This is a genomic window from Epilithonimonas sp. JDS, from assembly GCF_021261315.1.
Lineage (GTDB): Bacteria > Bacteroidota > Bacteroidia > Flavobacteriales > Weeksellaceae > Epilithonimonas.
Window position 1 is genome coordinate 71,968 of sequence record NZ_JAJSAX010000008.1, and the last position, 26,550, is coordinate 98,517.

The 26,550-nt window shown below is 37.2% G+C and carries 25 protein-coding genes; 15 read left to right on the top strand and 10 right to left on the bottom strand.

Annotated features, from left to right (window positions below):
• Positions 1-70 precede the first annotated feature (70 nt).
• Positions 71-544: a division/cell wall cluster transcriptional repressor MraZ gene (mraZ, locus tag LUD75_RS17160; RefSeq protein ID WP_232707036.1), complete on the bottom strand. Its 474-nt coding sequence runs from the start codon at positions 542-544 to the stop codon at positions 71-73.
• Between the two features lie 333 nt (positions 545-877).
• Between mraZ and LUD75_RS17165 the strand changes: the two genes are divergently transcribed.
• From LUD75_RS17165 to LUD75_RS17200, 8 genes are all read left to right on the top strand, one after another.
• Positions 878-1,504, top strand: a complete 627-nt coding sequence (locus LUD75_RS17165) for an NAD(P)H-dependent oxidoreductase (RefSeq protein WP_232707037.1) — start codon at positions 878-880, stop codon at positions 1,502-1,504.
• A 52-nt stretch (positions 1,505-1,556) separates the two neighbouring features.
• A complete protein-coding gene (gene nadB, locus LUD75_RS17170) occupies positions 1,557-3,152 on the top strand; it encodes an L-aspartate oxidase (protein ID WP_232707038.1) in 1,596 nt (531 codons plus the stop codon).
• A gap of 7 nt (positions 3,153-3,159) precedes the next feature.
• Positions 3,160-4,302 carry a PDDEXK nuclease domain-containing protein gene (locus LUD75_RS17175; RefSeq protein WP_232707039.1) on the top strand — a complete coding sequence of 381 codons (1,143 nt, stop codon included), beginning with the start codon at positions 3,160-3,162 and terminating at the stop codon, positions 4,300-4,302.
• Positions 4,299-5,162 carry a carboxylating nicotinate-nucleotide diphosphorylase gene (nadC, locus tag LUD75_RS17180; RefSeq protein WP_232707040.1) on the top strand — a complete coding sequence of 288 codons (864 nt, stop codon included), beginning with the start codon at positions 4,299-4,301 and terminating at the stop codon, positions 5,160-5,162. The genes LUD75_RS17175 and nadC overlap by 4 nt, the downstream gene beginning before the upstream one ends.
• A 60-nt stretch (positions 5,163-5,222) precedes the next feature.
• Complete coding sequence (locus LUD75_RS17185) at positions 5,223-7,925, top strand: TonB-dependent receptor (protein ID WP_232707041.1); 2,703 nt, start codon at positions 5,223-5,225, stop codon at positions 7,923-7,925.
• An 80-nt stretch (positions 7,926-8,005) separates the two neighbouring features.
• Complete coding sequence (locus LUD75_RS17190) at positions 8,006-8,449, top strand: hypothetical protein (RefSeq protein ID WP_232707042.1); 444 nt, start codon at positions 8,006-8,008, stop codon at positions 8,447-8,449.
• A 35-nt stretch (positions 8,450-8,484) separates the two neighbouring features.
• Positions 8,485-9,474 carry an aspartate-semialdehyde dehydrogenase gene (locus tag LUD75_RS17195; protein WP_232707043.1) on the top strand — a complete coding sequence of 330 codons (990 nt, stop codon included), beginning with the start codon at positions 8,485-8,487 and terminating at the stop codon, positions 9,472-9,474.
• A gap of 52 nt (positions 9,475-9,526) precedes the next feature.
• Positions 9,527-10,528: a cation diffusion facilitator family transporter gene (locus LUD75_RS17200; protein WP_232707044.1), complete on the top strand. Its 1,002-nt coding sequence runs from the start codon at positions 9,527-9,529 to the stop codon at positions 10,526-10,528.
• On the opposite strand, the gene LUD75_RS17205 is transcribed toward LUD75_RS17200, so the two are convergent.
• The 4 genes from LUD75_RS17205 to xrtF form a co-directional block, all read right to left on the bottom strand.
• On the bottom strand, positions 10,525-11,133 hold the full coding sequence (locus tag LUD75_RS17205; protein WP_232707045.1) for a hypothetical protein: 609 nt from the start codon (positions 11,131-11,133) through the stop codon (positions 10,525-10,527). The two genes, LUD75_RS17200 and LUD75_RS17205, sit on opposite strands and share 4 nt — an antisense overlap.
• On the bottom strand, positions 11,130-11,492 hold the full coding sequence (locus tag LUD75_RS17210) for a hypothetical protein (protein ID WP_232707046.1): 363 nt from the start codon (positions 11,490-11,492) through the stop codon (positions 11,130-11,132). Before LUD75_RS17210 ends, LUD75_RS17205 begins: the two co-directional genes overlap by 4 nt.
• A 65-nt stretch (positions 11,493-11,557) precedes the next feature.
• Complete coding sequence (locus LUD75_RS17215; RefSeq protein WP_232707047.1) at positions 11,558-11,989, bottom strand: exosortase F system-associated protein; 432 nt, start codon at positions 11,987-11,989, stop codon at positions 11,558-11,560.
• A 405-nt stretch (positions 11,990-12,394) separates the two neighbouring features.
• Positions 12,395-12,922 carry an exosortase family protein XrtF gene (gene xrtF, locus LUD75_RS17220; protein WP_232707048.1) on the bottom strand — a complete coding sequence of 176 codons (528 nt, stop codon included), beginning with the start codon at positions 12,920-12,922 and terminating at the stop codon, positions 12,395-12,397.
• 59 nt (positions 12,923-12,981) lie between these two features.
• Here xrtF and LUD75_RS17225 point away from each other — a divergent pair, with 59 nt between their 5' ends.
• Positions 12,982-13,995, top strand: a complete 1,014-nt coding sequence (locus LUD75_RS17225) for a phosphotransferase (RefSeq protein ID WP_232707049.1) — start codon at positions 12,982-12,984, stop codon at positions 13,993-13,995.
• A 253-nt stretch (positions 13,996-14,248) separates the two neighbouring features.
• Here LUD75_RS17225 and LUD75_RS17230 read toward each other — a convergent pair whose 3' ends face one another.
• Together LUD75_RS17230 and LUD75_RS17235 are read right to left on the bottom strand one after the other, a co-directional pair.
• Positions 14,249-14,905, bottom strand: a complete 657-nt coding sequence (locus tag LUD75_RS17230; protein WP_232707050.1) for an NlpC/P60 family protein — start codon at positions 14,903-14,905, stop codon at positions 14,249-14,251.
• A gap of 222 nt (positions 14,906-15,127) precedes the next feature.
• Positions 15,128-17,326 carry a glutamine synthetase III gene (locus tag LUD75_RS17235; protein WP_232707051.1) on the bottom strand — a complete coding sequence of 733 codons (2,199 nt, stop codon included), beginning with the start codon at positions 17,324-17,326 and terminating at the stop codon, positions 15,128-15,130.
• 348 nt (positions 17,327-17,674) lie between these two features.
• Here LUD75_RS17235 and LUD75_RS17240 point away from each other — a divergent pair, with 348 nt between their 5' ends.
• Positions 17,675-19,342 carry a hypothetical protein gene (locus LUD75_RS17240; protein WP_232707052.1) on the top strand — a complete coding sequence of 556 codons (1,668 nt, stop codon included), beginning with the start codon at positions 17,675-17,677 and terminating at the stop codon, positions 19,340-19,342.
• A gap of 32 nt (positions 19,343-19,374) precedes the next feature.
• On the opposite strand, the gene LUD75_RS17245 is transcribed toward LUD75_RS17240, so the two are convergent.
• A complete protein-coding gene (locus LUD75_RS17245) occupies positions 19,375-20,616 on the bottom strand; it encodes a DUF445 domain-containing protein (protein ID WP_232707053.1) in 1,242 nt (413 codons plus the stop codon).
• Positions 20,617-20,702: 86 nt separating this feature from the next.
• Between LUD75_RS17245 and LUD75_RS17250 the strand changes: the two genes are divergently transcribed.
• A complete protein-coding gene (locus LUD75_RS17250; protein WP_232707054.1) occupies positions 20,703-21,842 on the top strand; it encodes a serine hydrolase in 1,140 nt (379 codons plus the stop codon).
• On the opposite strand, the gene LUD75_RS17255 is transcribed toward LUD75_RS17250, so the two are convergent.
• A complete protein-coding gene (locus tag LUD75_RS17255) occupies positions 21,839-22,468 on the bottom strand; it encodes a TetR family transcriptional regulator (RefSeq protein ID WP_232707055.1) in 630 nt (209 codons plus the stop codon). The two genes, LUD75_RS17250 and LUD75_RS17255, sit on opposite strands and share 4 nt — an antisense overlap.
• 197 nt (positions 22,469-22,665) lie before the next feature.
• Here LUD75_RS17255 and LUD75_RS17260 point away from each other — a divergent pair, with 197 nt between their 5' ends.
• From LUD75_RS17260 to LUD75_RS17275, 4 genes are all read left to right on the top strand, one after another.
• Positions 22,666-23,289, top strand: a complete 624-nt coding sequence (locus LUD75_RS17260) for a TatD family hydrolase (protein WP_232707056.1) — start codon at positions 22,666-22,668, stop codon at positions 23,287-23,289.
• A complete protein-coding gene (locus LUD75_RS17265; RefSeq protein WP_232707057.1) occupies positions 23,282-24,007 on the top strand; it encodes a tRNA threonylcarbamoyladenosine dehydratase in 726 nt (241 codons plus the stop codon). Before LUD75_RS17260 ends, LUD75_RS17265 begins: the two co-directional genes overlap by 8 nt.
• Before the next feature lie 7 nt (positions 24,008-24,014).
• Positions 24,015-24,386: a ribonuclease P protein component gene (gene rnpA / locus LUD75_RS17270; RefSeq protein WP_232707058.1), complete on the top strand. Its 372-nt coding sequence runs from the start codon at positions 24,015-24,017 to the stop codon at positions 24,384-24,386.
• Positions 24,387-24,494: 108 nt separating this feature from the next.
• Positions 24,495-25,088: a DUF4126 domain-containing protein gene (locus tag LUD75_RS17275; RefSeq protein ID WP_232707059.1), complete on the top strand. Its 594-nt coding sequence runs from the start codon at positions 24,495-24,497 to the stop codon at positions 25,086-25,088.
• 54 nt (positions 25,089-25,142) lie between these two features.
• Here LUD75_RS17275 and LUD75_RS17280 read toward each other — a convergent pair whose 3' ends face one another.
• Complete coding sequence (locus LUD75_RS17280) at positions 25,143-26,531, bottom strand: DUF5689 domain-containing protein (RefSeq protein WP_232707060.1); 1,389 nt, start codon at positions 26,529-26,531, stop codon at positions 25,143-25,145.
• Positions 26,532-26,550: the final 19 nt, after the last annotated feature.

Consider the following 26,550-nt stretch of genomic DNA (forward strand, 5'->3'; position numbering starts at 1 on the left):
TTGTATTGATGTCGAAAGTATTTACGTATTAATGATTCGGATTCGTGAATACATTTTACATTGATACTTTTTACAAATTTTGATTATTAATTTCGTCCAGGTTTCCCATTACGTCTTCTGCCAGGTTTGCGAAATCAATTTCACTTACTGCGATAACCTGTTCGTACGATTCTTTGTCCCAAATCTCGAAAAGTTCGCCAGCACTTGTGATGACGATTTCCTTGTTGAGGTTGGCAAACTGCGTCAAATCTTTGCTGATTTGCAAACGACCGACGTTGTCCATTTCTACAGTTTTCACACCGGCGGTAAACATTCTGATGAAATCCGCATTTTTCTTGACGAATCGATTGAGTGCATTTATCTTTGCCATCAATCTGTCCCAAGGTTCCATCGGGTAAACTTCCAGACATTTTTGAAACACCGAACGCTTCACGATAAATGGCTCATCTGCAAAGTGTTCCATCTGCTTCGTAAGTGAAGCAGGCAGTTTGATGCGCCCTTTGTCATCTATTTTACACTCGTATGTTCCAATGAAGTTTTTCATTTGGAGCAAATTTATATAAATTTCTACCACATTTTACCACTTTTGCCCACAATTGTACTTAATGTTTATAACTTTTTGGTTTCAGGGCTTTCTTGGCTAATGATTTGATTTAAAATCGATTAAATGGAAATATTAGGAAATCCTTTATCATAAAGGCTTTTCTTTGAGTGGTTTAAAAAAATCGGTTTAAAATTGTCCATTATTTAAAATCATTCTAAACCCAAAATCAAATCCTTATATTTGTTATATGAAATCGTTGTACTTGAAAAATTAAATACCGATGGATAAAAAAGCGATTGCATCTGACCTTTAAAAATCAATAAGTTTCTGCATATGAATTATTTAGAAGCGCTTAACTGGCGATATTCCGTAAAAAGATTTAACGGAAAAAAGATTTCCTCCGAAAAACTGAACAATATTTTGGAAGCTGGAAGATTGTCAGTCAGCTCACAAGGACTTCAGCCCTATCATCTTTTGGTGGTGGAGAATGAGGAGACGATTCAGAAATTGATTCCGGCATTTTACAATCCATCGCAGATTTCGACTTGCTCTCATTTGATTGCTTTGGTTTCGAAGACCAATATCAATAAGGAATATGTCGATAATTATTTCAGTCATATTATTAATGAGCGAGGCGTGACTTTGGAACAATTGGTAGCTTTTAGAAATAATATCAATTCGCAATTGGAAAATCAGACTTCTCAGGAAATGGAAAGCTGGTCGGAGAAACAGAGTTACATTGTTCTTGGTTCTTTGATAATGGCTTCGGCACAGGAAAATATCGACAGTTGCCCGATGGAAGGTTTCAGACAAGACATTTTGGAAGACGTTTTGAAAATCGATAAAGAAAGTGAGAAAATCGCGGTTGTTCTGACCTTAGGTTACAGAGCGGAAGATGATAATTTCCAAAACTTCAAAAAAGTGAGAAAACCTGCGGATAAGTTCATCAAATTCTTATAACTTTATTCTTTTGAATTTCCTCAGATATTTTTGAGGGCAGTAATTATTATTTATGATAAAAACAGACGTTCTCGTAATCGGTTCCGGAATCTCAGGCCTTTCTTACGCCATCAAAATCTCCGAACAATTGCCAGACACAAAAATCATCATCGTGACAAAAGGCAATGAGGATGAGAGCAATACAAAATATGCGCAAGGCGGATTGGCCGTTGTCACAGATTTTTCCAAAGATAATTTTCAAAAACATATAGACGATACGTTGCGAGCCGGCGATTACATCAACGACCCGGAAATCGTGAGAATGGTAGTGGAAGAAGCGCCACTCAGATTCAATGAAATCGTGGAATGGGGCGCGAAATTTGACCAAGAAAAAGGTCAGTATTCACTCGGACGAGAAGGCGGACACACGGAAAACCGAATCGTGCATCACAAAGACATCACAGGTTTCGAAATTGAAAGAGCACTTCTGGAAACGGTCAACAATTCTCCCAATATCGAAATGTTGGCGCATCATTACGTCATCGATTTGATTACGCAACACCACGTTCCAAACAAAAAATTCGAAAAGGAAAACCTCGATTGTTACGGCGCTTACGTCCTTGACGAAAAGAATAAAAAAATCAAGAAAATAACTTCGAAAATAACTCTGGTTGCAACCGGAGGCGCAGGTCACGTTTATAAAAACACGACCAATCCAATCATTGCGACCGGAGACGGAATTGCCTTTGTTCACAGAGCACACGGCAAGGTTTCGAATATGCAGTACTACCAGTTTCATCCAACAGCAATGTATTCCAAACGTGACGGAATGTTGTTTCTAATTTCCGAAGCCGTTCGTGGCGATGGTGCAAAGCTGAGAACAAAATCCGGCAAACCTTTTATGCAAAAGTATGATGAGCGAGAGGAATTGGCTTCCCGTGACATCGTTGCAAGAGGCATTGACAATGAATTGAAAATCAGCGGAGACGATTACGTTGGCTTGGATTGTCGAGAAATGGACAAGGAAAAATTCATCCATCACTTCCCGAATATCTACAAAAAATGTATGGATGAAGGCATCGACCCGATGAAAGAGTTGATTCCCGTGGTTCCGGCTTGTCATTACTTGATGGGCGGAATTGATACGGATAAAAACGGGCAATCTTCCATCAAAAATCTTTTCGCAGTTGGAGAATGCACCAATTCCGGACTTCACGGCGCGAATCGCTTAGCTTCAAATTCTTTATTGGAAGGTTTGGTTTTTGGCCACAACGCGGCGATGAAAACGGTGGAACTTTTGAAAGAAAATGATTTCAACTTCGATGACCTAAAAGCTGTTCCGGAATGGAATGAAGAGGGAATGAAAATGATGGACGAAATGGTTCTCGTGACCTACCTCAGAAAGCAACTTCAGGAAATGATGAGCGATTTGGTTGCGATAGTCAGAAGCAATGCGAGATTGGAATTGGCCAAGAAAAAACAGCGCGAAATCTACGAAGCTGTGACAGAACTTTATAATTACTCCATCCTTTCGCCACAACTTTCGGAATTGAGGAATCTTGTGAATATTTCTTATTTGATTATCAAGCAATCTTTGGAAATGAAAGAGAATAAAGGTGCTTTTTACAATAAGGATTTGGCTACGAAACCGCTTTTGATTAATGAGTAACTGAAATATGCTTAAGGAAAACAATGAACAGTACTTCCGTTGGATTTCAGATTTGAAACAGAAAATCCAGCAAAGTCAAATCAAAGCGGCCATTCAGGTGAATTCTGCTTTGATAGAGATGTATTGGGATTTGGGAAAGGAAATTTCGGAAAGAAGTTTTGAGAACACTTATGGTTCGGGATTTTTCAAGCAATTGAGCAATGATTTAAAAACTGAATTTCCTAAGATTAAAGGTTTCTCCGAGAGCAATATAAAACTCTTTGAAAGATTCTATTTATTTTATTATCAAGAACTTACAAATCAGCAACAACTTGTTAACGATTTCAAAAGTGATGATAACTCAAATCTCCAGCAAGTTGCTGTAGAATTTAAAAGTGAGGAAAATCAAAATCGGCAACAACTTGTTGGCGAATTCCCTCAGAAACTTTTTTTAATTCCTTGGGGTCATCATATTCAGATTTTTACGAAATGTAAAAACGTACAGGAAGCGATATTTTACATTAATAAAACCATAGAAAACGGTTGGAGCAGAGCGGTTCTGTTGAATATGATTTCTGGAAATCTCTACCAATCTCAAGGAAAAGCAATTACCAATTTTTCCAAAACCCTTCCTGACTACGATAGCGAACTGGTAAAACAAACTTTGAAAGACCCTTATATTTTCGATTTCCTTAATATAAGTGAAAATTTCAAAGAGAGAGAACTGGAAAATGCTTTGATTGATAATATCCAGAAATTCCTGATTGAATTGGGCAATGGATTTGCGTTTGTCGGGAAGCAGGTAGAAATGAAAGTTGGGAACCAAAGTTTTTTCTTAGATTTACTTTTCTATCATATTAAATTAAAAAGATACGTCGTCATCGAACTGAAATCTGGAGAATTTGAGCCGGAGCACGAAGGAAAACTCAATTTTTATGTCACGTCTGTCGATAAGCAATTGCGTGACGAAAATGATAATGCGACGGTTGGATTGATTATTTGTAAAACGAAAGACGACATCATTGCAGAATATTCTTTGACCGATTTGCACAAACCTTTGGGAATCTCTTCCTATGAATTAAGAAAAATCTTACCAGATAACTTTAAATCTTCCTTGCCAAGCATCGAAGAAATTGAAAATGAACTTAATAAAAACATCAACACAAAATGAAAAGACCAGCGTACGCTAGTGATAAAGTTTTAAAGGAATTCATAAGAACCGCTCTGGAAGAAGACATCCAAAACGGCGACCACTCTACACTTTCCACGATTCCGAAAGATTTGGAGCAAAAAGCACAACTTATAGTAAAAGAAAATTGCATTCTGGCTGGAGTGGAATTGGCGGAAATTATTTTCAAGAATTTTGATAAGAATTTGAAAGTTGAGGTTTTCATCAAAGATGGAGAATCTGCTAAAAAAGGTGATATTGCTTTCATTGTTACCGGAAAAGCAAGGTCGATTCTATCAACAGAAAGATTGGTGCTGAATTGTATGCAAAGAATGAGTGGAATCGCAACAATGACGCACGATTGGGATTCCCGATTAATAGGAACCAAAACAAAACTTCTCGATACTAGAAAAACCACGCCTAATTTCCGAGTTTGTGAAAAATGGGCCGTTGCTATTGGTGGCGGAACCAATCACAGATATGGATTGTACGATATGATAATGCTAAAGGACAATCACGTCGACTACAACGGAAGCATCACCAACGCTGTGAAAATGGCGAAAGATTATGTCAAAAAAAATAAACTGAAACTTAAGATTGAAGTGGAGACCCGTAACTTAAAAGAAGTAGAAGAAGCTGTAAAATCTGGCGCTGACAGGATTATGTTTGATAATATGCCCGTGGAAATGATGACAGAAGCGGTAAAAATCGTGAATGGAAAAACAGAAACCGAAGCTTCCGGCGGAATTACACGTGATGTGTTAAATTCGGTGGCGAAAACTGGTGTAGATTTTATCTCTGCGGGTGCTTTAACCCATTCTTCTAGCAATATCGACCTGAGTCTCAAGGCGTTAAAAATTTAACACTATATTAACAGAACCTATTGATTTTTTTAAGACTTTTGCGGCATAAATCTTAAATAAATGAAAATGTTATCGAAAAAACCGGCATTAGTCCTTATGCTGACGATGAGTACGGCAAGTTTTTACTTTGCCCAATCTACTCAAGATACACTTAGCAAAGACACTAGTATTGATGAAGTAGTGTTAACTGGCGTTGCTGATATCGCAAAAGACAGAAAAACGCCTGTTGCTGTTTCTACAATCAAAGAAGCACAAATTGTTGAAAAAATGGGAAATCAGGAATTCCCTGAGATTCTGAACACTACACCTTCCGTATATGCTACAAAAGGTGGTGGTGGTTTTGGAGACGGAAAAACTGTTATTCGTGGATTTACTCAAGAAAACATTGCCGTAATGGTAAATGGTATGCCAGTAAACGATATGGAAAATGGTGCTGTTTATTGGAGTAACTGGTCTGGTCTTTCTGACGTAACTTCTTCTATGCAGGTTCAAAGAGGTTTAGGTTCTTCTAAGTTGGCAATCGCTTCTGTAGGAGGTACAATAAACATTTTGACAAGAGCCGCAGACAAAAAAGAAGGTGCAGTTGTTTCAGTAGGTGTTGGTAATGATGATTTTCATAAATCATTATTCTCATACAACAGTGGTAAAAATGCAAACGGATGGGCAACATCTTTCTTGATGAGCAGAACTGCAGGAAGTATGTACGCAGATGGAACTCAGTTTGAAGGATACAATTATTACTGGGCATTAGGATACCAAACCGGTAAACATGATTTCCAATTTACGATTACAGGCGCTCCACAATGGCATAACCAGAGATCAACATATTCCACTATTCAAAATTACATCAGATATAATCCTGACAATAACGGAGATCCTAATACAAGATACAATCCAGATTGGGGATATAGTAATGGAGAGGTTTTATCTAACCGTGTAAATTATTATCACAAACCAGTATTGTCTTTAAACTGGGACTGGAACATTTCTGAGAAATCCAAATTAAACTCTGTTTTCTACGGATCTTTTGGTAGAGGTGGAGGAACTGGAGATATTGGAAGTGTGAGAACCATAGCGCCAGGTACAACTACTGCTTCAAATTACAATATTACTTCGTACCCAAGAACAGCAGAAGGACAAATAAATTATGATGGTATTTTTGCTGCCAATGGAGCTATTAATTTGAATACTGCGGGAGCACAAAGTACATTAATTAGAAGATCTTCTATCAACTCACATAACTGGTTTGGTGCTATTGTTAGTTTCAACCACAAGATCAATGATAATTTAAACTTTACAATTGGAACAGACGACCGTTACTACTATGGATATCATTATCAAGTAGCATCTGATTTATACGGAGCATCTGGTTACAAAGATGCGACTAATCAAAACTTCTTTACAGCACCCGGAAATGTGTATACTGCAACTCCAAGAACTGTAAGCAATGTTTTCGCACCTAAGCCAAATTGGAATCCGTTTGGTGGAAAAATCAACAGTCAAGATGATATGATTGGTTATAACAATGACGGTGAAGTTCTATGGTACGGTGGTTTTGGACAATTGGAATATTCCAATGACAAATTATCTGCCTTTGTTTCGGGAGCATTATCGAATCAGTCTTTTCAAAGAATTGACAGTTTCATCATCGATGGTGTTACTTTGCTTAATGGACAAAAAGCAGGCTATGCAACATCTGCGACAAATCCTGCAATCATTCAGGCAACAGCGGCAAATCCTGCGCTTAATACAAAAACAGGCTTTGAGAACATTGTTGGGTACAACGCAAAAGCTGGTGCGAACTATAACTTTGATGAGCATCACAACGCATTCGTAAATATTGGTTACTACTCTAAACAACCTTTTTTGAATGCAGTTTATCCAAATAACAAAAACTTCCTTAATCCAAATCTCACCAATGAGAAGATATTTGGTATAGAAGCTGGTTACGGTTTCCGTTCCGGGATCTTCAATGCAAATGTGAACGTGTACAGAACATCTTGGAAAGACAGATTCCAAAGAAGAAGTAATATTTCATTAACTTATCCTGATCCAAGTAATCCTGCTGCTACCATTAGTACTACAACTGCTTACGCAAATATTCAAGGAATTACAGAAATTCACCAGGGAGCAGAATTAGAAGTTACAGCAAACGTTCACAAAATGTTATCTTTCACGGGTATGATCTCTATAGGAGATTTTTACTATGAGGGAAATGCGCAGGGTAACTTATTTACAGAGACCAATGAGCAGATCGGTTCGGATTCTCAAACTCTATATTTAGACAAAGTAAAAGTAGGTGGTTCTGCACAACAGACTGCTGCTGTAGGATTTATCTTCAAACCAACAGATTGGGTTAGCTTCGACGCTAATTACAGAGGTGCAAAAAACCTATATGCTAACTTAAACTTACTTAATTTCGGAACTGAAAGAGCCGGACAAAACGGAGCATTAGAACTTCCAACTTTCGGATTGGTAGATTTAGGTCTTACATTTAAGATCAAATTGCATGATCCTAAACAATATTTCACATTGAGAGGAAATGTTTACAACTTGTTAGACAAAGTATATATTGCCGAGTCCAATACAAATGTATTAGCAAATCTAACACAGGATGATTTCAAAACAAGTGCAGGAGCTAATGATACAGCCGCATTTGCAGCTTACCAAGCAATTCCAACTTGGAATGGCGTTAAACAATCCAACCAAGTTTACTTCGGATATGGAAGAACTTGGTCAGCTACATTATCTTTCAACTTCTAAAACATTTAGATTTTAATAAACCACAAAATCCCGGCTATCTGTCGGGATTTTTTTATCTTTGTCATTCTAAAATTTCTATTATGGATTTACATTACATTTTGTTGAATGCACACAAAGGTTTCGCTTATCTGGAACTGGCTTTGGTTGCTGCATTTTTAGTTCTTTTGTTGGTAACAATGTTCGGTTACAGTGGTAATATTTCAAAAGCACTTAGAAAAGTAACATTGTTTACAATGATTTTCTTTCACGTTCAGTTTTTAGTAGGAATTATTATGCTTTTAGGAACATCATCATTTCTTGATACAATTAAGCAAATTGGAATGGGTGGATTAATGAAAAATCCTTCTTTAAGATTTACATTTATAGAACATCCTTTTTCTATGTTGATCGCGGCTATTCTGATGACCATCGTCAACAAAAAATTAAAAACCGCTGACAAATTAACAATAAGACTAATGTCTTTAGGATTGGTTGCAATTGCACTTTTTGTGTTTGCTTTTCCTTGGGCAAGAGTTTTCGGATAAAATTATTATCATTAATCTTTAATCAATTATAAAAAATGAAAGTAGCTGTAGTAGGCGCAACCGGAATGGTTGGACAAGTTATGCTGAGAGTTTTGGAAGAGAGAAATCTTCCTATCACCGAATTAATTCCTGTAGCATCAGAGAGATCTGTTGGCAACAAGGTCAAGTTCAAGGACAAGGAATTCACTATCGTTAGCATGGACGACGCTATTGCAGTCAAACCCGAGATCGCCATCTTTTCTGCTGGCGGTAACACTTCATTGGAATTTGCTCCCAAATTTGCGGAGGTCGGAACAGTTGTAATCGACAATTCTTCAGCTTGGAGAATGGATCCGACCAAGAAATTGGTAGTTCCGGAAATCAACGCGAATGTTTTGACTAAGGAAGACAAGATCATCGCTAACCCTAATTGTTCTACCATCCAATTGGTAATGGTGCTTCACCCTTTGAATATTAAATATGATATCAAAAGAGTTGTAGTTTCTACTTATCAATCTGTAACCGGAACCGGGAAAGCAGCTGTAGATCAATTAAATGCCGAGATCAAAGGCGAAACTCCTGAGAAAGTTTATCCTTATCAGATCTTCAAAAATGCATTGCCGCATTGCGATGTTTTTTCTGATGATGATTATACTAAAGAAGAAATCAAATTGATGAAAGAGCCTAAGAAAATTATGGGCGACGATACTTTCAATCTGACAGCAACTGCAGTAAGAGTTCCCGTACAGGGCGGACATTCCGAAAGCGTGAACATCGAATTCGAAAATGAATTTGATCTTGATGAAGTCAGAAAAATCCTTTCTGAAACACCAGGTGTTACACTTCAGGACGATGTGAAAAACAACCACTACCCGATGCCTTTATATTCCGAAGGAAAAGATGATGTTTTTGTAGGAAGAATCCGAAGAGATCTCTCCCAGCCGAAAACACTCAACCTCTGGATTGTGGCAGACAATCTCCGAAAGGGCGCTGCTACAAACGCAGTTCAGATTGCAGAATATCTGGTAGCAAACAACTTAGTTTAAACTAACAAAAATCAAAGAATCTTCGAAAACCTCGAAGATTCTTTTTTTAGCAATGGAAAAAAGCAAACAACAAAACTCCAATATTACATTTCAGAAATGGATCGCCGCTGTCGGCATCATCCTTTTTGTTGGAAAAATAGTTGCGTGGAAACTGACCAATTCAGACTCTGTATTTTCGGACGCGATGGAAAGTATTGTGAATGTCATCAGCGCATTCATGGGACTTTATGCCTTATATCTCGCAGCAAAACCAAGGGACGAAAATCACCCTTATGGTCATGGAAAGGTGGAATTTGTCACTTCTGCCATAGAAGGATCGCTGATCAGCATTGCAGGCATTATGATCATCTACGAAGGCTGCAACAGTTTGATACTCGGCAAAGTCATCAGCAAAGTCGATTGGGGAATTTGGATCGTTGCGGCAACAGCCATAGCGAATTATGTTTTGGGATATATTTCTATTCAGAAAGGGAAACGGCAGAATTCTGTGGTTTTGATTTCTTCCGGGAAACATTTGCAGTCAGATACTTTTACAACTTTGGGCGTTGTCATCAGTTTGGTTTTGGTTTACTTTACAAAGATTGTTTGGATAGATTCTGTCGTGGCCTTGATATTTGGCATTTACATTATCACCGTTGGATACAAAATTGTCCGCCATTCTCTCAGCGGAATTATGGATGAAGCAGATCCTACTATGTTGGGAAATCTTGCCAAATTTCTAGATGAAAACCGGAAAACGGAATGGATTGATGTTCATAATATGAAAATCCAGCAATTCGGAAGCCGGCTTCATATTGATGCTCACCTAACTTTGCCGTGGTATTTTGAATTGAGAACGGCTCACAATGAAATGGAAGAAATGATCAAACTCATTGCAGAAAATACGGATCGCAGCGTGGAATTTAATTTCCATATGGATGACTGCAAACCAATATCCTGCGCCATCTGTCAGATCAGTAATTGTCCTGTGCGTCAACACGAATTTGTTAAAAAAGTTGACTGGACTGGTGAGAATATTTCCCAGCCGGACAAGCACACGGTAGAGAATTTTTAGAAATTAAATCTAACTCCCAGATTCAAATTCAGGATCGTAGCATTAGAATAATATTTTTCTAATTTCTTATTTTCAAAATTGATATCAGAAGTGAAAAAGTATAATTTTGGTCCGAAGAAGATCTGAACATTGTTCGGTTTCGAAATCGTGTAAAGAACTTTTGCGCCAAGGATATACTGATTCCCGTACTGCCTGAACTTGTCTCCCCAATCGATAGATTCGCTTCTCAGGAACAGAGATCCGATACCTGCCTTTGCCTCTACGTCCAATCCACTTTCTCCAAAAGAGTGCAGATAGACTAGGTAAAATGATAAATCTGTGAGTCGGGGATCTTCCAAAGCACCAAAAACACTCACATCTTTAACACTAGAAAACATCTGGTTGAACTCTACACCCAATCCAAAATCTTTGACAAAAACAGCTTGAAAACCTAAACCATATCCACTAAAAGTTTTCAGTCCATCTGCCATAAAATTATCTCCAACAGGAATGCCTAAATTACCTTTTAGATCTATGGAAAACCTTGCTTTTTGCTTTACTTTCTCTTGAGCATTAGAGAATGAGACAGCCAACATCAGTATAAATAATAGATATTTTCTCATCATTCTACAGTTATGTTATCAAATTTTGTATAACCTTGGCCACTTGGAAGTTTTATGGAAAGTGAATCGTAATTGATCCTGCAACCAGTTACATTAGCAGAAAAACTTAATACCTTTCGACCAACAAACAAATTTGCACTGTCTACCGTCGCAGGACCGCCTAAGCCAAAAGTACCATCGGATTTCGAAATTCCTTCAGAAACTAAAAAACTATTTGTAATCTTCAAAGGCGTACTCACACCTTGGCCATTCTCAGTGGTTATTTTTCCTTCCGCATAAATCCTTGCATTATCAATATAATCTGAACAACTGACAGAAAGCAGAAAAAAACTAAAGCAACAGAAAAATTGTTTGGTTTTCATAGGTTATTTTTTCAAATATAATTAATTATCATTGAAAAAATTACATTTTAAAATAATTTAATATGTCAGGATAGATGCTCTTGTGTCTTTTTCCTGTAGTAAAAAATCGGGACGATTAAAAGTAAAGCCAACGGCTGAATCACAAATCTTCTGATATAAAATGAAAACAGATATCCAAACTGGAATTTGTCATAGATGCAGAAAAGGTAAATAGGGAAAACTATTACAAAAATTAGAGTGATCAATACGCCCGCCTGCTTTGTCCATTCTTTCTTTAAAAATAAAAAGTGGATAATCAAAAGTGAAAACAAGGTATTGAGTCCAAATCTTAAAAGATATGAAAATATCAACCTTCCCCAATGGAAGTCTGGCAAGATGGCACTGTGGTCTGCAGATCTGAAGAACATTAGAAATGGATCGTAAAAAATCACATCTTCCAATACACGAATCCCTATTAATCCTAGAATGCCTAATAAAATCCAAAAATACCTAAGCATAATCAGAATTATTTGGACATTGCAAAATTGATTTGAAGATAATCATTTTACAAAAAATTTAATAAATGACTAAAAATCGATTTCGTGTTTTCTGATTTTTGAAGTCGAAAAAACAAAACAAATTTTTACTTAAACAGGAAATTTTCTATAAAATGAATCGTGGTGTTCTGGATACAGAATGATTCAAAAATAGGACATGGAAAGTCCTCGAAATGAGAATAAATTTATTTTTCATTTTTATCTATGTGTGTGTTAGGGTGTAAAAGTACAAAATAAAAGAAAAACGGCTGTTTTAATTTTTCTTAAAAAAAACAAATATTTGTTAAAATAAAAACAAAAGACGAAATCATATTGATCTCGCCTTTTAATATTTCTATTTTAATTTCGATAAATTTTAAAATTCCTTCAGTCATTCTTCTTTTTGAGCGCAAAGAATTGAATCCAGACAAGCCAAAGAATAATCACACCACCGTAGATGATGGCAGGAAAAAGATAATCGTGACCCACTTTCTCGTACTGTGGATATTTGATATAAATGATATTGAGCAATGCAATTCTGGAAACATTGAGGAAATGAAGAAGAATTAGTCCGCCAAAAACGTACAGAAAAGTTTTTGCGCCTTTGTAAAAAGCAAAGATAAATGCCGCAAAAAGAATAGCAACCGAGATCACATTACAGCCTTCTACCATTCTGGTCGTGAATTTTCCATTCGTCTGGAACAGGATACTGTGAAGTTTCAGATGATCAACCAAGACTGTTGGAAATCCTACAAAACCCTGCAAAGCAGCGACCTGAACACCAACCCACCTTGTGAATGGATCTACCACATCATTCTCATAGCTATTGAGGTAAAACTGATACAGCAACACGAAAACAATATAAATTATTACGAATCGTAATAAAATCTTTAGAACCGGTAAAAAATCTTTCATCGTCCGCAAAATTACGATTTTTAGTGTTTCAAAATTCGATTATTAATTAACTTTGTGTTATGTATGCACATCAGGATTTTTTCGAGGATTTTTTAGGACACAAAGCAGACTCATTTGCAGCGCTGCCGCAGAGTGGATCTTCCAGAATTAATTATATCGGATCTTTTCAAAACAGGAAATATGTCATCACTTACAACGAAAATATTCGGGAGAATGAAGCTTTCTTTTACTTTTCGGATCTGTTTAAAAGTTTACAGCTTAATGCGCCTGAAATTTTTCTAATTAACGATGAAAGAAACCTATACATTCAGGAATTTCTTGGAGATAAAACGCTGTCGGAAGTTATTTCTGAAGAAGGATTATCAGAAAGGGTGAAAAGTCTGGTGAAAAAAAGTCTGAAGAATCTTTTCGAACTTCAGACCAGGACTTTGGGAAAAGTAGATTTTCGCAATAGTTTTGAATATGAAAGTTATGATGATCTGCCAATCACACACGATCTTTATTATTTCAAGAATTTTCTGATTGATGTTCTGGAAATCGAATATCATAAATCGACTTTGCTAAAAGAATTCAAGAAAATATCTGAGATTATTCAGACGCTTGATCCAAAAACATTGATGATCCGGGATTTCCAGTCCAGGAATATTTTGGTGAATGAGAATGATGAGGTTTTCTTCATCGATTATCAGTCTGCGATGGAAGGTCCGGCTGGTTATGATGTTATCTCGCTTCTTTACCAGGCGAAAGCTAATTTTCCGGCTAATTTCAAAGAAGAAATGCTGGATTATTATTTGTCTTTTTGGGATGAATCTGACAGGAAAGCTTTGAAAGAATCTTTCAATTGGATGAAGATGATGCGTTTTCTGCAGGTTTTGGGTGCGTATGGATTCAGAGGTTTGATTCAGAGGAAGGCACACTTTTTAGGTAGTCTTTTGCAGGGCATTGAAAATATTTATGACCTGAATCAAAACTGGAATCAAATCTCTCAGCAATTTCCGGAATTATATTTTATTATTTTAAGATTGAAAAGTCCAGAGGTACAAGCCAAGATTGAGGATTTGATTATTGATTAAATAAGGCTTTGTAATTATTGACCAAACCAATATTAAATAACAAAACCCCTAGCCCCGATTGCAGCGGTTACCCCACAGCAGGCGATGGGAAAAGCGATGGCGCGAGGAGTAATAGCGGAAAGCGGGAAACAGCTCCAAATAATGTGTTGGAGTGTTGGAGAGTTTGAGAGTTTTTTACAATTCTTTTAAGTTTAGAAACATAAAAAACCTCAGAAATGAATTCTGAGGTTTTTTCTGAATATTTTCAGTCTCTCTAATTATTTAATACAGTTAATCTGTCTTCTCTTACAACCCGCTTTGCGAATCTGAATTTTGGTCCCCAATAGTTGTCATCCAGTGATGAAACCATCACGCCTTTGGAAGTGGCTGCGTGGATGAATTTGATCTGTCCGTCTGCCGTAACCTCTTCTACGATCCCAACGTGTGAGATTCTTCTTCCATGGGAGAAGAATACCAAATCTCCTTTTTGTAATTCGCTTCTGTGTACAGAATCTCCTTCCTGTGACTGGTCTGCTGCAACTCTTGGAAGATCCATCCCAGCTGCTGCTCCAAATACGGACAACACGAATGCTGAACAATCTATTCCGCTTCTGGAAGTTCCTCCGTATCTGTAAGGAGTTCCTAGGTAACTTTCAGCTTCGGATAGGATGTTATCGATGGTGTTGCTGTGTTTGATCGCATTTTCTATTGCAGATCTTTTGATGACGTCGTTTGTATTAGCGATTGCTGCTAAGACTTGCTGACCTTTGTCGTTGTTAGAATTATTAGTAACTGCTTTAACATTCAAAGATGCAAATTTGGCATCGGATTTGTATGTTTGTGTATTAGAAACCACATAGTTGGAAACGCAAGATTGCAGTGAAAAGAATGTGGCTACAAATAAGAAATAAACTAGAACTCTTTTCTTCATATATATTTAATTATTTGTTAGACTTGTAATGGTTTTTTGTGATTGCATAGCAAATTTAGCCATTACCATCGGAAGGGTCTCCCAATTCAAACTGGGCAGCCGTCGGTTTAACATATTTTAACAGTCTTACGCGGAATGTTAAAGAAAAACAAAGCGCAAAGCCTTTATTTAGACTTTGCGCTTTTATTTTTAGTTAAGATACTTTAACGTTTTCGAGTTTGTCTATCTCGTAAATAACAATTCTCTATATTTGGTCATTGGCCAAAGCTCGTCATCCACCATCATTTCCAACGCATCAGAAGCGTCTCTGATGTTGTCAAAAAGAGGTTTCACAACGTTACAATATTCCTCAGCTTGCTTTTGACTTCCTGAAGTATTTTTCGCTTTTTCTTTAGCTGAAAGTAATGAATCAACACCTAGTTTGATTTGAGAAACATTGCCAGAAATATCAGAGATCAAACTCAATTGCTCTTTTGCCAAAGTTTTGAATTCTTTCTCACTGAAGATCTCTTTCAAACCTTTAACATTCTCGATCAATCTGTTTTGATAATTAAGAGCTGCCGGAATGATGTGATTTCTTGCAATGTCTGCCAAAACTCTAGCTTCGATATCGATCACAGTAGAATATTTCTCCAACTTGATCTCGTTTCTAGCTTCAAACTCTCTGTGAGAATAGATTCCTAATTCTTCGTAAAGATCAACGAATTTTTTCTCCATCTCCTGCTTCAAAGCTTCAGGCGTTGTTTTAAGATTGTTCAAACCTCTTTTCTTCGCTTCCTGTGCCCAGTCGTCAGAATAACCATCACCTTCGAACATAATGCTCTTAGATTGTTTGATGTATTCTCTAAGGATATTGAAGATCGCCTCATCTTTCTTAAGACCAGTCTCGATCAAAGCGTCCACTTCAGTTTTGAAAGTTCTCAATTGTTTTGCAGCGATCACGTTCATCACGGTCATTACTTCCGCACAGTTTGCAGAAGAACCAACCGCTCTGATCTCGAATTTGTTTCCTGTGAAGGCAAAAGGAGACGTTCTGTTTCTGTCGGTATTATCCAAAAGGATCTCGGGGATTTTACCAACAACATTCAGTTTTAATTCCGTTTTTTCTTCTGGAGATAATTTTCCGTCCGTTACTTTTTCCAATTCCTCAAGAACTCTGAATAACTGACTTCCGATGAAAGCAGAGATAATTGCTGGCGGCGCTTCATTAGCTCCCAATCTGTGATCGTTACTCGCAGATGCGATAGATGCTCTTAATAAATCAGCATAATCGTGTACTGCTTTCAAAGTGTTCACAAAGAAAGTAAGGAACTGAAGATTTTTCTTTGGATTTTTTCCTGGACTTAATAGGTTTTCACCTGTGTCTGTTGCCAAAGACCAGTTGTTATGTTTTCCACTTCCATTGACTCCGGCAAATGGTTTTTCGTGAAATAAAATATGGAAGTGGTGCTTGTGAGCAATTCTTGCCATAATGTCCATTAATAATGAATTGTGGTCAACAGCAACGTTCGCTTCTTCAAACATTGGTGCCAACTCGAATTGGTTTGGAGCCACCTCGTTGTGTCTTGTAGTTACAGGAATACCCAACTTCATACATTCGATTTCCAGCTCTTTCATAAAGTTAAGAACTCTGGTAGGAATCGAACCGAAATAATGGTCATCTAATTGCTGACCTTTTGCAGGAGAATGTCCAAGCAAAGTTTTTCCTGTCAAAACCAAATCCGGACGTGACTGGAACAAAGCCGTATCGACCAAGAAATACTCTTGCTCCCACCCAAGCGTTGGAGAAACCTTGGTTACATTTTTATCGAAATAAGCTTTACAAACATCTGTTGCTGCTTCATCAACAGCGTTAAGTGCTCTTAGCAAGGGTGCTTTATAATCTAAAGTTTCACCTGTGTACGAAATAAAGATAGAAGGAATACAAAGTGTAGTTCCCATAATGAAAGCTGGAGAAGTCGGGTCCCAAGCGGTGTAACCTCTTGCTTCGAAAGTATTTCTGATGCCGCCATTCGGGAAAGAAGAAGCATCTGGCTCCTGCTGGATCAACATTCCACCACTGAATCTCTCGATCGCTCTACCACCTTCAATTGGTGTGAAGAAAGAATCGTGTTTCTCTGCAGTTGCTCCTGTCAAAGGCTGAAACCAGTGCGTATAATGTGTTACACCTTTTGATAACGCCCAATCCTTCATAGCAACAGCCACCTGATCAGCGATGTGTCTTTGGATTTTTGTTCCTTTTTTAGAAGCTTCCATTAACAGTTGGAAAGCATCTTTTGTAAGATATTCTCTCATTGTTTCTTCAGAGAATACGTTTTGACAAAACAATTCGGATAGTTTTGCAGGAACTTCTACGAAATTATCTCTTCTGTAATTTCTGAAAGGAAGCTCGGCTAAGGCTTTAAATCTTAATGTTGACATAAAATTTTGTTGTTTTAAACGTGGCAAATTTACAAAAAATATGAATTCAAAATAAAATACCCCTTAAAAATTACAGCTGTTTTTATTTGATTTAAATTCCAAACCACCATCCACCCCTTTAAAATTAACACCGATTGAATTTAAAATAAAAAATAATATGTTTTATTATTGTTATCGAAATATGAATAAAATTTATTTTAAGAATCCTTTCTCAGTATTAGTGAGAAATATTAATTTTAAGACCAATTGCTGATTTACAAAATACACAATCAAACAACTGAAAATCAATAAATTAATTATTTAAATTAAATTTCGTAACTTCGCAGACTTTTATAAAAATTTTAATATATGGCAAATTCAAGAGCAAGAGAAACCACAGAGGCTATCGAAAGATTATACGTGTCTATGCGACACTTATTTTACAGAGGATTTTTCAAACCTTCAGGTGTTTCGGGCGAATCATTAAGAAAACTCTTAATGGTCATCAACCCTGAGATCTACGGAAGTATGAGCATTCCCAACAAGATAGAGCTGGACGGTTTACTTTATGTTCTTGACCGTCTTCCGGAAGGCATCGAGGAATGTTCTTTCATCCACCTAACTTCTGACGAAGGTTTTGACAAAGGAAGCTTCGAACCGATCGTTCCAAAGAAAAGACGTAGAAACTGCTACAGAATCGACGAACACCAAATGAACATCGAAGTTCTCTTGGGACGTTCCGAGATCTACGATATTCTAACTCACCTTACCTTCCTATATCTGGAAGCAGACAAAATCAGAAACATCGGTTTTGACCTAAGCGAAGATGGAAGACCAAGAAGAATTTGGAAAATCATTGAAGAAGTTGCGAAAGGCGAGAAAAAACACAGCCGAAAAGAAAAAGAAGTTGCATTGATCCATCTTTCTTCTTTCTTGGGAAGAACCTTTGATGAAACTTTGAACGCTTATAATAGTTTCGGCGATGACAACAATCCTGACCGTTTGTTTAAGATCATCTATTGGTTAGGACAAGTGAGTTTGACCGATTGGAAAGAAGTGAGTGAAAGAGAGATCTATTTCTCATCAATCCTACAAGAAAGAGTTGGCCACCACCTTTTCGGAGAGAAATGGGCAAACAAGATCAAGCAGGTTTTGGTAGAGAACAATCTTCATATGCGTCCGCTTCACATCATCAGTGCGAATATGCACTCCGTGAAGAATATGCTTTTTGCCAACGACGCGCTGAGTAAAAAAGGAACGAAAGAAGTGGATTACAAACTTTTCGCAGACATCAGTAATAAGAAAGACCTTCAAACCAAAGTATTAGATCACGCTTTAAAAGAAGGAATGATCTACATCGATGACCACAGTGGAAGTAATATTGATGTTCAGATCATCGACCTTGCCAAGACTGAACTTAAAAATTCGGTTTTCTCAGGACAGAAATATAATGGAGAAGACGTTATTTTAGTTTTCGATTATGCTTTTGGAGAACAGGCTTTTGAAGTGATGGACGAATTACTAAGACCTTACGAAGTCAATGGCGAAGTTTATATGATGAAAGTGAAATCCGTTTCCATTATGGGAAAAGCCGGAATCTTAACTGGTGGAAAAGGCGACATTATGATTCCAACGTCTCACATCTTCGAAGGAACGGCAGACAATTATACTTTCGAGAATGCATTGAAACTGGAAGATTTCCAAGATGATGAAGTGAAAGCTTTTGAAGGACCAATGGTAACCGTCTTGGGAACATCTCTTCAGAACAAAGATATTTTGTCTTACTTTATGACAACATCTTGGAAAGCCATCGGACTGGAAATGGAAGGTGCGCATTATCAAAAAGCCATTCAGGTGGCGAGCAAAATTCGTCATCACATTTCTCCGGATCTATTCGTGATGTATGCCTACTACGCTTCGGATAACCCTTTGGAAACGGGAAGTACACTATCTTCCGGCGGACTTGGATTGACTGGTGTGAAACCAACTTATATGATCACTCATAAGATTATCGAGAAAATTCTTGAACAGAAATAAAAATTGAAAGCCTCCAAAATCGGAGGCTTTTTTTATATAAAATTCGCAACCATATAAATGATTAATCCAACCAAACCACCAACAATAGTTCCGTTGATTCGGATAAACTGAAGATCTTTCCCAACTTCCAGCTCCAGCTTTCTGCTGAGTTCTTTTCCTTCCCAATTTCCAACAGTTGTGCTGATCAATTCGCCAAAACCTTTGGTGTTTTTGAGAATATATTTGTAAGCGGTCAATCGCACCCAGCTGTCAATTCGGTTTTGGAATTGCTCATCGTTTTGAAGATTAGAAACAAACTCGTCGAGATTTTTTTTAATGTAAGATTTGAGTTTAGAATCCTGATCCGTCAATTCTGTTATTAAAGATGATTTTAAAGATTGCCAGATGTCATTGGAGTATTGATTCAGTTTTTCACCTTGCAGAAACTCAGATTTGATGGTCTCAAATTCCGATTCCCATTTTGGTTCTTCTTTCAATTCTTTTGAAAATTCGAAAATCTTGTTTGTGATTTCCGTTCTCAAGGGATGTTTTAAATCCTCTTCTACTTCCCGGAAATAATCACTCAGACCTCTTGTGATCTTTTCTGATATTTTGGAATCCACCGATTTTGGAATGAAGAAGAAGCTTTCCTTTTCCACGCGTTCTGTTACCAGTTGCTGATTTTCCAGAATGTAATTTTTGATCTGAGAACTAAGTCCAGTGATCAATCTTTGATGATCGTTTTTATTAAGGATATATTCGATCCCATTTCCGATGATTGAATTAAGCTTGATGGAATCCGCCATTTCCTCGGCTTTGTTCGTGATGAATCTTACGACGGTTTCATCATCCAATTTATTGATGATATTAATTAAAATAGATGACAATTCATTGATCAAAACAGTTTGATTTCTCTCTTTTGAAAGCCACTCACCAGCGTAAACCGAAACTTTTAGTTTTTGAATATATGGTCTGATATTTTGAGGCGAAAGAAAGTTCTCCACCACGAAATTCCCCAGGTTATCGCCAATTTTTTCTTTAGAATTCTCAATCAGATTGGTGTGCGGAATTTTGATTCCCAAAGGATAGTTGAAAAGCGCTGTCACCGCAAACCAATCTGCCAACGCACCAACCATTGCTGCTTCGGAAAATGCGCGGATATAACCAATCCAATGCGAATGATTTTGTTTTTGAAGAATCGTCATCCCAACAAATGTGATCGCCATCAGGACAAATAATCCTGTCGCGAGCATTTTGTGATTCCGAAGTTGTTGTTTTTTTAAATCATCATTCATAATCAAAAGAAAAATCGAAAATCATTCCAAACAAATTTATCGTTATTTGAGGAAAATAAATTTATTTTTACAGTAAAGTTTTCGAAATGCTGAAAAAGCCTCTTAATATATTTCTATTAGCAATCGCCGGAATCATTCTGACCATTTATATTTCCGGATATAATTATCTTTTTCGTGGCGTACGCCTGACATATCTCAGAGGAGAATCAAGCTCAACAATCGATGACGGAACGTATTTTCCTTCTCACACCATTTCCAAAGGCAACTCCAAGCCTTGGCCGGCAGACCTTAATTATAATAAAAAATCATTATCTCCGGAATTAGAAAAGCATCTGAAAGAAACAGAATCTGTTTCTTTTCTGTTTATTCAGCACGGAAAACTTTTGCAGGAAAGATATTGGGATGGTTACAAAAAAAATACTGCTAGCAATTTCTTTTCAATGGCAAAAACAGTGACCGTTTTACTCTTAGGAAAAGCAATTGATGATGGCAGAATTATGAATGTCAATCAGAAGTTTTCTGATTTTTATCCTGACTTTGCTGCCAAAGAATTTGGAAATAATCTAACATTAAGGAATCTCGCAACAATGGAAGCAGGATTGGACTGGAAGGAAAATTACAAAAATCCATTTTCTCCAAATGCGGCAGCTTACTACGGATTTTCTTTAGCCGATGTCGTTTTCCAGAAAAATCTGAAACAAATTCCCGGTGAAAAATTCGAATACCAAAGCGGTGCAACACAACTTTTAGGATTTGCTGTCGGTAGAGCAGTCGGAATGCCATTGGCATCTTATGCTTCAGCAAAATTGTGGAAACCACTTAGAATGGAGCAAAATGCAGAATGGTCTACGGACGAAACAGGAATAGAAAAAACATTTTGCTGCATCCAGTCCAACGCCAGAGATTTTGCAAAGCTGGGATCTCTGCTTCTTCACAGAGGAAAAGTGGACGGAATTCCTTTGATCAATGAAACTTTCGTAGATCAAATGCTTACTCCTACAGAAAATTCAAATGGAATTTATGGAATGGGTGTCTGGACTAATTACGATGCGAAAATCCATCACTATTATCTCCGCGGACTTCACGGCCAGTACGTCATCGTCGTTCCAGAGTACGATATGATCATCGTGCGGCTGGGAAATAAAGAAGGCAAAACTAGAGATTCGAAAAACCGTCCGGGAGAAGTTGAATTTTATATTAATGAAGCTTTAAAACTGACAAACTAATCTGTGTCATAATCCAGCAGCGCAAAAACGCTTAGAAGAATGCTGCTTCTCAATTTTTGCTCCGCTTCTTTCATATACTGCGCTTCGTTTGTGGCAGGAATATACAATTCATAAAAATTGCGATTTCTAATCACAAATAGAGTTGAACCAATAATCATCGTCAAGACATCTTCGGATTTCGGTGCATTATGAAAAACCCCGGAAACAATTCCTTTTTTTACAATATCGTCGATTCTGGCAACACAAATCTGGTAAAACTCAAGCAAATCATCTTTTACATTGTCCTGAGTTCTGATTTCCTGCGTCACAAAACCGTGAAAATAGCTGTATTTGAAAAGCAGCGAAACAATATAATTGATAATTTCCTTCATCTGCATCTCGGGCTTACCTTCTTTTATTGTTTGAGCAAACTCAGAAAAACTTTCCTTGGTACGCTGGACACGGTATTGGTAAAGGTAAGACATCATCTTTTCCTTAGACCCGAAGTAATACGATATCATCGCCACATTGATGTTGGCTTTTGTACAAATATCGCGCACAGACGTTCCATCAAAGCCTTTTTTAGCGATTAGCTCTTCTGCGACATCCAGAATGTTGATTTGTTTTTCAGTAAATTTTTTCTTCATTTAATTCAAAGATAGAATGTAAAATTAACATTTATTTTGATTTATTACAATAAATTAACAAATCATTTTTATCATTATCAAAATAATAATTTGGGCAGCTATTTCTGTTCTACATTTCTTCTATTTTTTGCTGGAATTTCACATCAGGCATGACGTTAGAATAAACTAAGAAAAACATTAATTTCATATCTTTGAGTATGGATTTTCTGGACTTTCATCATCATAAACCAAATCAAAACGGGATTTACAATCTCGATTGTAATGAAGCAATTCCAATTGGAAAATTCTCTGTGGGTCTTCATCCAAAAGATATTACAGAAAACTGGAAATCTGATTTTGAAAAGATTAAAAATATTTCAATTTCCGAAAATTGCCTTGCCATTGGCGAATGTGGATTGGACGGATTGATTTCTGTGGATGAAGATCTGCAAAAGCAGATTTTTCAGGCTCATATTTCCTGGGCAGAAGAGATTACAAAGCCAATCATCATCCATTGTGTGAGGAGATTTTCTCAGATTTTACATTATAAAAATGCTAAAGTGCCTTTGGTCATTCACGGATTTAATAAAAAAGAAAATATTGCTGCCGAACTTTTGGAAGTCGGCTTTCACCTCAGTTTTGGATATGCAGCATTAGAAAACTTATCTTTGCAGAATATAATTAAAAACATTCCCATCCATAGATTGTTTCTGGAAACGGACGACTCTGATTTTGAGATTATTAAACTTTATGAAAAAGTGTCCGGGATCAAATCTATCTCTCTGGAAAATCTGAAAAATCAAATGTGGGAAAACTTAAATCATATCATTAAGAATGGATAAATTTTGGCTGGAGCGCACCGAGTTATTGATCAAAGAAGAAGGCATCGCAAAACTTCAGAATGCTAAGGTTTTAGTCGTAGGTTTAGGCGGTGTTGGCTCTTTCGCAGCCGAATTTCTGGCAAGAGCGGGTATCGGAAAAATGGTAATTGTGGATGGTGATGTTGTGGACATTACCAATATAAATCGTCAATTGCCGGCGCTTCACTCCACCATCGGACAACACAAAGTAGAATTGGTCGGCGACCGATTGATGGACATTAATCCAAAGCTTGACCTGACGAAAATCAATGAGTTTCTGGAGCCGGACAGAATGGCAGAACTCGTAAAATCAGAAAAATTCGATTATGTTTTGGACTGCATCGATTCTTTGACTCCGAAAATCGCTTTGATCATTGCCTGCCGAAGAAGTAAAACCAAACTTGTTTCATCGATGGGTGCCGGAGGAAAATCTGATCCCAGCAAAGTGATGGTTCGCGATATCCATAAAACCAATAATTGTTTATTGGCAAGACAAGTGAGAAAACGTCTTAAAAAAGAGAAAATAGATAAGGGTTTCCGTTGTGTATTCTCAACAGAATTGCAGGATGAAGAAAGTCTGAAAATGACTGACGGCGCTAATTTTAAACGCTCTTTTTACGGAACAATCAGCTTCATTCCTGCGATCTTTGGATTGTACGCAGCGGCTGAAGTCATTAATTATTTAACCGGAAAAGAATAATTTTCCGATGAAAATAAACGGTTTCCCCACTCACGAAAAACTGAAAAGAAAATCAGAGATCGACCATCTTTTTAAGAAAGGCAAGTGGCTGACTGTTGACAATATCCGTGTGATTCACGTCAAATCAAATGAAAGTTTTTCCGTTCCTAATCATAGAATCGGTGTTTCTGTTGGTAAGAAATTTTTCAAAAAGGCAGTTGACAGGAATCGCATAAAACGCTTACTGCGAGAATCTTACCGATTAAACAAAGCTGTTTATCTGGAAGCTTTCAAAGAAAAATCTATTGTGATGATGTTCTGGACTTCCAAGGAAATGCCGGAGAATTTTGCCGTTGTGGAAAATCAGTTTTTAAAACTTTGTAAAAAGAAATCGGAGTAAACTAGAAGCTAGATTTTAGAAATTGGAATTTTCAAACGCTCTACGATTTAATTAAAATTATTGCTATTCTTAATTTATTTGTAATTTTAATCTCAAACAAAATTACAAATGGCTGATATTTTACCTTACTTACTGAGCACTTTTATCGGAATAGGATTGGCTGCGGCTTCCGGATTCCGGGTTTTCTTACCATTATTTGCTGTAAGCCTTGCTTCGTATGCAGGCTGGATTCCGATGAGTGATAACTTCGAATGGCTTTCGGGATTGCCGACACTCATTACGACCGGCGTTGCAACTGTGATCGAAATTCTTGCTTATTATATTCCGGTTGTAGATAATTTCCTTGACACTTTATCCATTCCTTTGGCAACTGTTGCAGGCTCTGTTCTGTTTGCCAGTCAATTTATGGAATTGGGAACATTTCCGCAATGGGCATTAGCACTGATTGCAGGTGGTGGAACTGCTGCAACGATTGCTTCAGGCTTTGCAGGAACGCGAGCCGCCTCCACTGCAACGACTGGCGGAATTGGGAATAATCTTGTCGCCACCACAGAAACTGCCGGCGCTGGATTGATGTCCGTTCTTTCTATTTTCCTACCTGTGATAGCTTTCATTTTTGCGATTGTATTGATCGTCTTGGTTTTATTTTTTGGAAGGAAACTTTGGCGGAAAATGAAGACTCAGAATTCTGGGATATTTTGAAACGAAAAAAGACCGCAACTAGCGGTCTTTTTTTATTTTTGGTTGTAATCTTAATTAGTTAACAACAATATCATCCAATTGGATAGTTGTTGTAACACCTGGATTAGCACCCTCGTATTTGAATACTATAAATCCATTACCTGTAAGTGCAGCCGGAAGATTATAAGTACCTGCTGGCGCTAAAGTTCCGTATCCTGTAGTCGGAGTTTTTGGAATTGTGAAACTGGACGTTATATCTGTAAGAGTTGCCGTTGAGATATCAGAACCTGGTGTATAATTAGTAGTTGTATAAACTTTCAAAGCATCTCCATTGTAGAATCCAACGTTAACTCTAAATGCCAATGTATTAGCCGCTGTAAAATCTACAGGAACTATAAAGAATGTTTGATAGCTACCACTACCTGCATTCGCCGACATCTGAATATACTTGTTATTGCTAAAAGTTTTAACTTGCCAGTATCTGTTTGGAGTACCAACATAAGAATAGTTAAGATATTTTGGGAATCCAGAAAAATCTACGGCATAACTTTCAAAGTTTTCTGTGAAAGCACCAGAGTAAGTGATTGCAGAACCACCTAAAATACCTGTGGCAAATCGATCTTTTGTAAGGTTGATATCGCTAACATTTCTGATAACATTCTGATAAGTAGAATTGAATTTACTAACAACAAAAGTTATTTCGCCACTCTTATTAGGAATAGCATAAGTTGTAGCTTTGAAGAATCCGTCAGTTCTTAAAATAGCACCACCACTTGTATCAACCAAATCTCTATTTGTGTCAACAAATGTACCCGAAGCATCTTTATCCATTAACAATTTCCCAACTGCATTAGATCCGAACTGAACATTTTTGACTTTTACTAAAGTATTGACATATTTAGGAGCTGCTGCTTGCGCTAAAGTCACTTCTTGTGGAACGATATTGACAATTTCCAATCCATTACCAGTACAAACGCCAGACATATATCTACCGATAATAGTCTGAGGTAATCTACCAATTCTGTAATTCGGATCTCTTGCCCCCAATTTCACAACACCTGCATCAGTTCCTAAAACCAATCCATTAGCTTTAATTCTGATATGTGATCCCACTGGGAAATCTGCATAGTTCATAGATTTGTTAACCTCAATCTGAAGACCCATTGTGGGATTTTCCGGTTTATCCTGGAATGAAATAGTTTTATAAAAATTTCCACTTTCATCAGAAGAAACTACATAACCATCGAAAATGATCGGCTCTGAAGTGGGCTTATTTGGGATTGTAAGTGTGTCACCTGCAGCAACCATTTCTACCACCTGAGCCATCGTTTTTGTTGGCGCATCAAATTTGTTTGTACATGTGATTTCTGGTGCGTCCCAATTGTCATCATGGACGCAAGAAATCTGTGTTGCTGCTACAATTGCAGCACCTAGACTGATTTTTAAAATATTCTTTATATTCATTTTTTTCTGTTTTATTGGT